Here is an 8059-nt window from a genome sequence, read left to right on the forward strand (position 1 = left end):
GACGGTGGGCGTCCATGTCGATCAGCGTGGTGGCGTCGATGTCGAGAAGGTGGTCATCTTTTGGCGATGGATGCCACCAGCATCGGGCGGGTGAGCATGTCCGGCGTGAACGCTTCTTCGGTGACCTTCGCCATCAGGGCGAAGCCTTTCGGTATGGCGGTGTCGTGGTTGTCTTCCCAGGCGACGTCATTCTCCGGGGTGTCCAGCTCCATTCCCAGCTCCTGCATGAAGCCGTTGAGCCGGTCAGGGTCGGAGCCGTAACGGTCGTAGGGATGCCGCAGCCGGTAGCCGGTGACGATCGTGCCGTCGATCGCGTACTCCAAGCTCGGCTCGGCGGCATAGTCGTGCCGGGTGACCGCCAGCACCTCGCAGCCTTGCGACAGTTCGGTCACCACCTCGTGGTCGGTGGCCGACCAGCCGTAGGGCTCAATGGCCACGCACCACTCGCCGGCCGGGAAGACGCCCACGTAGCCGCCGCCGGACCCGCCCGCCGTCCGGTTGACGAATTCGAGGACCTTCTCGTTGAGCCCGCCGAAGTCCGACTCGTGGCCGGAGTCCTCGCCGAGGCTGAAGCGGCGCACCACCTCTGCCTGGTCTATCCCGCGGAAGAAGGCGACGCTAAATATCACGCCCAGCGGTCCGCCTGCACTCTCGGGCATGTTGAGCCATTGGAATGGGGCTAAGACGTCGGTTGTCGCCATGCGGATCATGGTGGCAGGCCGTGCCGACAGTCACCCGAGATCGGCCGGTCCTATGGTCGGTTTGATGACAGGCGGTTCTTGTCGCCGCCTGTGACCGCTTCACCGGTTTTGAGCAAGAGCCGCTGGATGCGGACCCACGCCATCTGGTGTCGGCCGGTTCCTGAGGGAGTCGCAGGGTGGGTTGTGGGGTGGGTCGGGGTTCAGTGTTGGCCCAGGTAGAAGCGGCTTCCTTGGTCGTCGGTGCATTCGGAGGTGAGGCCGTAGGGCTGCTGGGCGGGGGCGGTCGCTGATCCGCCGGCCTCGCGGACGCGGGTGACCGCGGTCTCGATGTCGTCGACCGCGTACATGGGGACTACGACCGGGCGTTCGGTGCCGCCGTGCATACCGGTCATGGGGCGAACCTCGGTGTCGCCCAGCCGGACGTTCCAGCCCCCTGGGGTGTGGCCGGGGGTGAAGTCCCAGCCCAGGACGGTGCCGAAGAACGTGCGTGCGCGGGCGATGTCGGGGACGCCGATGGTGAGGTAGGAGATTTCGCCGTGGGAGACTCCGGCGGTTTGGGCCAACTTCTCCTCGACGGGGCTGGTCCTCTCCGGAGGCTGGTAGATCGAAAAGCTCATTCCCTGGTCGTCAGTGCACATGGCGGAGAGGCCGTACGGCTCGTCGGTCGGCTCTTCTGCGTTGCCGCCTGCGGCGCGGATTCGCTGGATGGCGTCATGGATGTCGTGGACGGCGAACGCCAGGAACGTCGTCCGGTGCTCTTGTCCGCCGAACATGCCGATGTGCTGTTCGGGCAGTCCTTGGACGTGGCGGCTGGAGCCGCTCGCGGGGGAGGCGTGCCACCCGAGGACGGTTCCGTAGAACTTGGCAGCACGGTCGACGTCCGGGACCCAGAGCGAGGCGTAGCCGACGTCGCCCTCCCGTAGCCGGGGGCGTGCGGGTGAGGGCGGGGTGGTGATCATCCAGCGGTGTCCGAACGGGTCGGTGACGACACCGTTGCGGCCGTAGGGGTAGTCCGCCACGGGACGGGCGGGGGCGGCTCCGAGTTCGACGGCGCGTGAGAAGACCACGTCGACGTCCGGGACCGTCAGGTAGAGCGACTGGCTGGGGCCGCCGCGTGCGGTGGGGCCGAGGAGCCCCTCTTCGGGCCATTCGTCGGCGAGCATCATCACGGAGTCGCCGATGGTCAGTTCCGCATGCCCGACGCGTCCGTCGTCCATGATGATCGGCTCGCCGCGGAGTTCGGCCCCGAACGCCTCCGCGTACCAGCGCAGGGCGTGCTGTCCGTTGTCGACGCAGATGTACGGCGTCAGGGTGCGCAACTGTGCCGGTGCCTCCTGGACGGTGGTCATGGTGTCTCCCATGGGTTGCAGCAACGCGCGGCGCAGGCGTTCGCGCAGGCGCGCCGCGAAGTCCGGATCGGGGTCGAGCGGGACGATCGGCGTGTGGAGAGCCTCCAGCGGATCAGTCATCGTGGCCCTCCCTTCTGCCGCGAGGTCCTGGTGGTCGGTTTCCCGGTGAACAGTGGTCGGTGTAGGCATTGCGGAACGCGGCCCGGGCTCGCACCAGCAGAGCCTCGGTGGCCTGGAAGGTGCGGCCGAGGTGCTCGGCGACCTGCGGGACGGGCAGCCCGTCGAGGTAGCGCAGCGTCAGGGCCGCCTTGTGCTGGGGGCTGAGCGTGCCGAGGACCTCTCTGGCGAGAAGTGCGTCCAGGCGCTCGTCCCATGGGTCTTCGGTGGCCTCCCGGGCACCCCCGTCCAAGACCTGGAGGCTGCGTTCCTCTCGTGCAACGCGCCGCCAGTGGTCGGCCAGTTTGTGCCTGGCCACACCGACCAGCCACGCGACTGTCAACGCTGGCGGCGGCTCCTTGCGCACGGCTTCGACCGCGGCCAGAAAGGTCTCCGCTGTGAGGTCTTCTGCAAGGGCTCGCCGTCCGCACCGGGGCAGCAGGTAGCCGTAGACCTCGGGGAGCGCCGTGTCGTAGAGATCCAGCAGCGCCGGCCCCGGGTCGGGCTGAAGATGTCCCGGGTGGTTCATGCCCCTCCATCGTTCGACGGGCCGGTTCTCCGACGGGGCAAAGCCAAGATTTTTGAAGAAGTTGATGATGATCTTGAGTCTGGCGAGCGTTCTCCCTGGTCACGCAGGCGACCCCGCCAGATTCGAGGATGGCGCGGTCAGGTGGCGCTCCGTGGTGGATGCGATGGCCGACCATCGGAAGCGTGGTGATTCCCGAACCGCTCACGCTCTACACCGATGATGATGTCCGGATCGACGCAGGTCATATGCAGGGAGACGGTGACCTGTGCTTCGTCCTGGCACACGGTTTCACCCGCTCGTGGCGGCAGCCCGTACTCCAGCGGATCGCCGGTGTTCTCAACGGGCACGGCGGTGTCATCGGGCTGGATTTCCGGGGCCATGGAAGATCCGGTGGCCGCTCCACCGTGGGTGACCGCGAGGTCTTCGACGTCGACGCGGCGGTCGCCGCAGCACGCCGGAGAGGATATAGGCGGGTCGCCGTGACCGGGTTCTCCATGGGAGGTGCCATCGTCGTCCGTCACGCGGCGTTGCACGGGGGAGTGGACGCGGTGGTCTCGGTCAGCGCCCCGGCCCGGTGGTACTACCGCGGGACAGTACCGATGCGACGCGTGCACTGGGTTATCGAACGACGCGTTGGGCGGATGGCGGTACGACTTGCCCGAGGCACCCGAGTGGCGCCGAAGGGGTGGGATCCGATGCCGGAGGCGCCGTACGAGGTTGCCGGACGGATCGCTCCGGTGCCCCTGCTGGTCGTTCACGGGGAGGCGGACCCGTTCTTGCCTCTGGACCATGGCCGACAGCTGTACGACGCGGCGCGCGATCCCCGTGAACTGTGGGTGGAGCCCGCGTTCGGCCACGCGGAAGTCGCCGCCACGCGTGACCTGATCAAGCGCATCGCTGAATGGGCTGAGGCCGCCGCTTCCGCCGCGGTGTAATGAGTGTCGGTTTGCCTGAAATGTGCCTGGCTCAGGTCAATGGCCTTGATGGTCGGTGCGATGAGTTGGTGTGCGTGGTCGGTCCGCCGGGGGAGTGATCGCGATTCGGGCATTCAGCTGCGGCGATCTGAGGTTATCCACATTTTTGCGGCGGCTTTCGCGGCGGCCGGTCGGCGGGCAGGATCGGGGATGTGAACGGATTCAGCCTCACCTGGAAACGAGCGTCCGCCGATTCGATCGTGCCTGTCGGGGACGGTGTCTACTTTGTGCCTGTCAAGGGGGCTTCGCTGACCTCGCGTGCCGCAGCGCTCAGCGGTCTCATGCCGCAGGACGTCGTCGTCGCCAGGCGCACTGCAGCGTGGATCTGGGGGCTTGATGTCTTACCGCCGGGAGTGGACGAGGCCGACTGGGACGTCGAACTCATCACTCCCGGATCAGCAGAGGACCCACTGTCACGGGTCACAGCAGAAACCGTCGAGCTTCCCGCCGATCATGTCGCGGAGGAGTTCGGTGTGCGCATGACGACATTCGCGCGTACTGCCTTGGACTGCGCCCGTTGGCTCCCGCGCTACGAGGCGGTCGCGGCACTCGATCAATTTTTGCGAGGAGGAGCGAAGATCGATGAACTCACTGCAATGGCCAGGAGCTTGCAGGGATATCGCGGTAACAAGCGACTACGGGAGATCATCCGCCTCAGCGATCGCGGTGCCGCGTCGCCGGGCGAGAGCTGGACCCGTGTGGCCGTCGTGGAGTCAGGACTCCCGAGACCGAAGACCCAGGTTCCGGTAAGGGGCGAGGACGGTCAGTGGCTCTACGTGGACCTTGGCTACCCGGAATTCCGCGTGGGCCTGGAGTACGACGGCGAGCGTCATCACACGGGCCCCGAGGCCCGGGCTCATGACGCGCGTCGGCGGGCTTGGCTCACCAAGGAGATGGGATGGGAGATCCTCCCCGTGACCAAGAACTTCTTAAACCGTCCCGCGGCTTATCTGGAGGCACTTCTGACCACACTCATCCAACGAGGGTGGAATCCGGATAATTCGACCATGGAGCGCATAGCCTGCCGGTTCGCTCGCCTTAACCGCCGACCATGGTGACTATTCCGGCTCAATCGATATCGCGGTCCGCGTCAAGCATCTGCGCAGCGGGTGCTTTCTGGGCGCGAGCTTGAGTGGCACCTTCTGCCTGGTGTGCTGCACCTTTGTGAGAAACGGTGAGCTTTGCTCCCAGGCTGTGAGGTGGCGGTTCGAGTGACCTTCGAGCGTGATGTCGACTGGATGAGGCGTTGGTCTCCGTGGAGCGATTCCAGCGCATGCCGCAGGCGCTGGGCGCGGCGCTAACCTCGGTCCAGTTGGTTCACCAGGCTCTTCGGCGCGATCAGGCAGTAACTGTCCTCGATGAGCTCCGCCATTTCGTCCCAGTCGTGGTCGACGTTGAGATGCGCCCCCACCCAACCCTTGCTGCCGACATACTTCGGAACGAAGAAGCGGTCGGGGTTCTCCGCAACGAGTGCCTCTTGCACACCCGGACCCGCCTTGAATGTCATCGAGAGGCCGTCCTCGCTGGTCATCACGAACAACTTGTCACGGACTCGAAAGGAGGGTGCCGTGTGCCCGCCAAAGGGCTTCTCGGTCGCGTCCGGCAACGAAAGGCATATTTCTCGTACTCGAGATTGCGCATCCATGGCGGTCATTGTACTTCTTCGGATTGAGATCGCCCGTACTGAATCGTGGAGGCCGACATGCGCGACCCCCGACGAGATCGTCCGCGCCTCGCCCGGCGTGAGGGCAGCTCGACCGGCCCGTCCTGTCGCCGATCGAGGGGCGCGCCTCGTTCACCGGACGCCCGGTTCTGCCCCAACTCACCCAGGCGGACCGTGATCAGCGCTTGGGTCACGTCCAGAAACACGAAGAGAACGGTCGGTCGCGGACCACTGAGCGGACGCCCTACCTCGCGCCCGCCATTTCGATCTACGGCCTGTCCCGAAGCTGGCGGCCTCCGCCACGTGCTGGCGTTCGGCTCGCCGGTCCGGCCACGCTGAATCGGGCCTGAGTGAGCGTTGTGTGTCGAGACACGGCGCTCGCTCACGGCCTGGTTCGGGGGCAGAGTTCGCAGGCGAGCGTCGTGACGGGACCGTCGTGCCGGGACCTTGAGACTCGCTCCAACCGGCAGCGTGAAGGTCGGGAGGCGCATGGCCCAAATCGAAACCGATGACCGGTGCGCTCAACCCGGCGCCGTCCGTACCTGCCGTGCTCGCCGGACCAGGTCTGCGGGTTCTTCGAGGGACGTGTCATGGCGGCCCCTGGAGTCGGCCCCACGGTGAGGTGGCGTCCGGGCTCGGGTACGTTCTGGGCTCCTGCGGTCGCCGGCGTCGGAGGCGACTTCCCGCCAGGGCAGGCGCAGAGAGTAACCACAGGCCGCTACCCGAGCACGTGCCGACAGCCGAGAGACAGAGCGGGAGCTCGAGTCTGAGCCTGCGCCGTCAACAGAGTCTGAGCCTGCGTCGTCAACAGAGGAGGTGCGACGCTAGGCGGGTGTCAGAGTCGCGGCACGTCGTGCGCTCGACTGTGTCGGCTGGGAAGACACGTTGATTCCGGCGCGGATGTCCGAGTTCGAAACACTGCGCAGGTCTACGCTGAGCCGTACATTTCACTGCAGTGGAGGGCATGGCGTATGAACCGCAGCGAACTGGTCAGAGCCGTGGCGGAACGCGCGGGAAGCGACGAGGCTGCCGCCCGCCGGCACGTGGACGCGGTGATCGAGACGGTGATGGAACGGGTGTCCGCCGGGGAACGTGTCACCGTCACCGGGTTCGGCACGTTCGACCGCCTGTCACGTCCCGCCCGCAGTGCCCGCAATCCGCGCACCGGCCTTCCGATCGAGGTGCCCGCCGCCGAGGTGCCGCGGTTCCGATCCGGTCAGACGTTCCGGAACCGCGTCGCCGGGAGCGGTGCCACCGCCGTCCAAGAGTCCGCGGTGGCGGCACAGGTCGTCGAAGAGTCGGCTGTGGCGGCCGCCGCTGCGCCGGACACTGCGGTGAGGGTCCTTGTCGATTCGCCATCCCGCAAGAAGGCCAAGAACGAACAGAAGCCCGAGAAGCCGGGGAAGAAGGCTAAGAAAGGCGCGGCGGCGAAGAAGGCATCGAAGAAGGGTAAGGCGGCCAAGGCTCCTAAGGCGGAGGCCGTCTCGAAGAAGCGACCGCGCAAGTCCAAGCCCCGCACCAAAGCCTCCAAGTAGCCTCGCGCGGCTGGTCGTCTTGTCCCCTGGCGGCGGGGCGCGTGAGCGTGGTCTGGCAAGCGGAGTCGTGCCTGGACGGTTCGGCGGTCGAGTACCAGGCGGATTCCCGTTCTCGCGAGAGGACCGGGGCCTCAGTCGCCGATGGAGACTTGGGTGACGCCTGGGACCGTCTGTGCGAGGACGTCGACGATCTGCATTGCCGAAGCGTCCGCGCGACCGTGTACCTCGACCACGCCGTCTCGTACCGATACGTCCCAGTGTGCGACGTCCGGTCCATATTCGGCGATCGTGGCCAGGACGTCGTCACGGATGCGGCTGTCGTCGTGGGCCAGGATTGCGATGAGGTCCCGGTAGGTGACGATCCCGACGATGTCGGAACCGGCCAGGACCGGGACGCTACTGATCCGGGCCTTCATCATTGTCTCGGTCAGCACGGTGAGGTCCGTGTTCGGCTGGGCGATCTCCACGTCGCGGGTCATGATCTCCGCCACCTGACGCGGCGATGAGGTCGCGGCGGTGGCGGCCGTCCGGGACAGCGCTCTCGGGTCGTGCTCGAACACGTCGCGCAGGAGGTCCGTCTCGCCGACGATGCCGACCAGCCGCCCTGACTCGTCCACGATGGGCAGCGCGGTTGCGTCGTGCTCGTGGAGTACGCGGATCGCCTGACGGACCGTGGCCGTCGGCGGAATCGTCACGACGGGCGAGGTCATCGCCTCCCGGACCAGCATGGCGCGTTTCTCCTTCCGGCAAGCACGCCCCTTCATTTACCCGGACGCTGACCTTCTGACCCGTTCGTCCGAAATTGTCCGAGATCGGTTGGCGGGCCGCCGCGCCTGGGAGGCCTCATGTCATCGATCACGAGGAGAGCCCTCGGACGCGCCCAGAAGTCGTCCCTCGGGCTCCGCCGCAAGGTGCCGACCTGGCTCGACCGCCGCCCCTCGGAGGCGAGCCCGTAAGGCAGCCTGCTGCGAAGTTTCAGGCGCCCGGCCAGATGATCCTGGCCAGGCGGCCGGTGCCGGGCGGGTCGCGAGCCAGGTGGTGTCGGGATGGGGGTGTGTCAAGCCGGGCGGCGTCGGCTAGGCGATACCGGACCAGTGGTGTCGGCTCGGAGATACGGGCTAGGTGGTGTCGGGTGGGTGCTGTCAGACGGGC

General features: G+C 66.8%; 8 protein-coding genes. 3 read left to right on the plus strand and 5 right to left on the minus strand.

Going from position 1 to position 8059, the window contains the following annotated elements; all coding sequences use genetic code 11:
- Positions 1-53 precede the first annotated feature (53 nt).
- From E1264_RS36680 to E1264_RS36690, 3 genes are all read right to left on the minus strand, one after another.
- Positions 54-710 (minus strand): DUF6461 domain-containing protein, encoded by a 657-nt coding sequence (locus E1264_RS36680; RefSeq protein ID WP_207936729.1) that lies wholly within the window; start codon positions 708-710, stop codon positions 54-56.
- A gap of 191 nt (positions 711-901) precedes the next feature.
- Positions 902-2170 carry a VOC family protein gene (locus E1264_RS36685; RefSeq protein WP_165964565.1) on the minus strand — a complete coding sequence of 423 codons (1269 nt, stop codon included), beginning with the start codon at positions 2168-2170 and terminating at the stop codon, positions 902-904.
- Complete coding sequence (locus E1264_RS36690) at positions 2163-2735, minus strand: sigma-70 family RNA polymerase sigma factor (RefSeq protein ID WP_132181151.1); 573 nt, start codon at positions 2733-2735, stop codon at positions 2163-2165. Before E1264_RS36690 ends, E1264_RS36685 begins: the two co-directional genes overlap by 8 nt.
- Positions 2736-2917: 182 nt before the next feature.
- Between E1264_RS36690 and E1264_RS36695 the strand changes: the two genes are divergently transcribed.
- On the plus strand, positions 2918-3670 hold the full coding sequence (locus E1264_RS36695) for an alpha/beta fold hydrolase (RefSeq protein WP_243711399.1): 753 nt from the start codon (positions 2918-2920) through the stop codon (positions 3668-3670).
- A gap of 191 nt (positions 3671-3861) precedes the next feature.
- Positions 3862-4767 carry a hypothetical protein gene (locus E1264_RS36700; protein ID WP_132181155.1) on the plus strand — a complete coding sequence of 302 codons (906 nt, stop codon included), beginning with the start codon at positions 3862-3864 and terminating at the stop codon, positions 4765-4767.
- A gap of 239 nt (positions 4768-5006) precedes the next feature.
- Here E1264_RS36700 and E1264_RS36705 read toward each other — a convergent pair whose 3' ends face one another.
- On the minus strand, positions 5007-5363 hold the full coding sequence (locus E1264_RS36705) for an MmcQ/YjbR family DNA-binding protein (protein WP_132181157.1): 357 nt from the start codon (positions 5361-5363) through the stop codon (positions 5007-5009).
- An 872-nt stretch (positions 5364-6235) separates the two neighbouring features.
- On the opposite strand from E1264_RS36705, the gene E1264_RS36710 reads away from it, so the two are divergent.
- Positions 6236-6907 carry an HU family DNA-binding protein gene (locus E1264_RS36710; RefSeq protein WP_347813446.1) on the plus strand — a complete coding sequence of 224 codons (672 nt, stop codon included), beginning with the start codon at positions 6236-6238 and terminating at the stop codon, positions 6905-6907.
- Positions 6908-7038: 131 nt separating this feature from the next.
- Here the strand turns inward: E1264_RS36710 and E1264_RS36715 are convergent, their stop codons facing one another.
- Positions 7039-7635 (minus strand): CBS domain-containing protein, encoded by a 597-nt coding sequence (locus E1264_RS36715; RefSeq protein ID WP_165964566.1) that lies wholly within the window; start codon positions 7633-7635, stop codon positions 7039-7041.
- Between the last annotated feature and the right edge of the window lie 424 nt (positions 7636-8059).

The organism is Actinomadura sp. KC216, assembly GCF_004348535.1.
GTDB lineage: Bacteria > Actinomycetota > Actinomycetes > Streptosporangiales > Streptosporangiaceae > Spirillospora.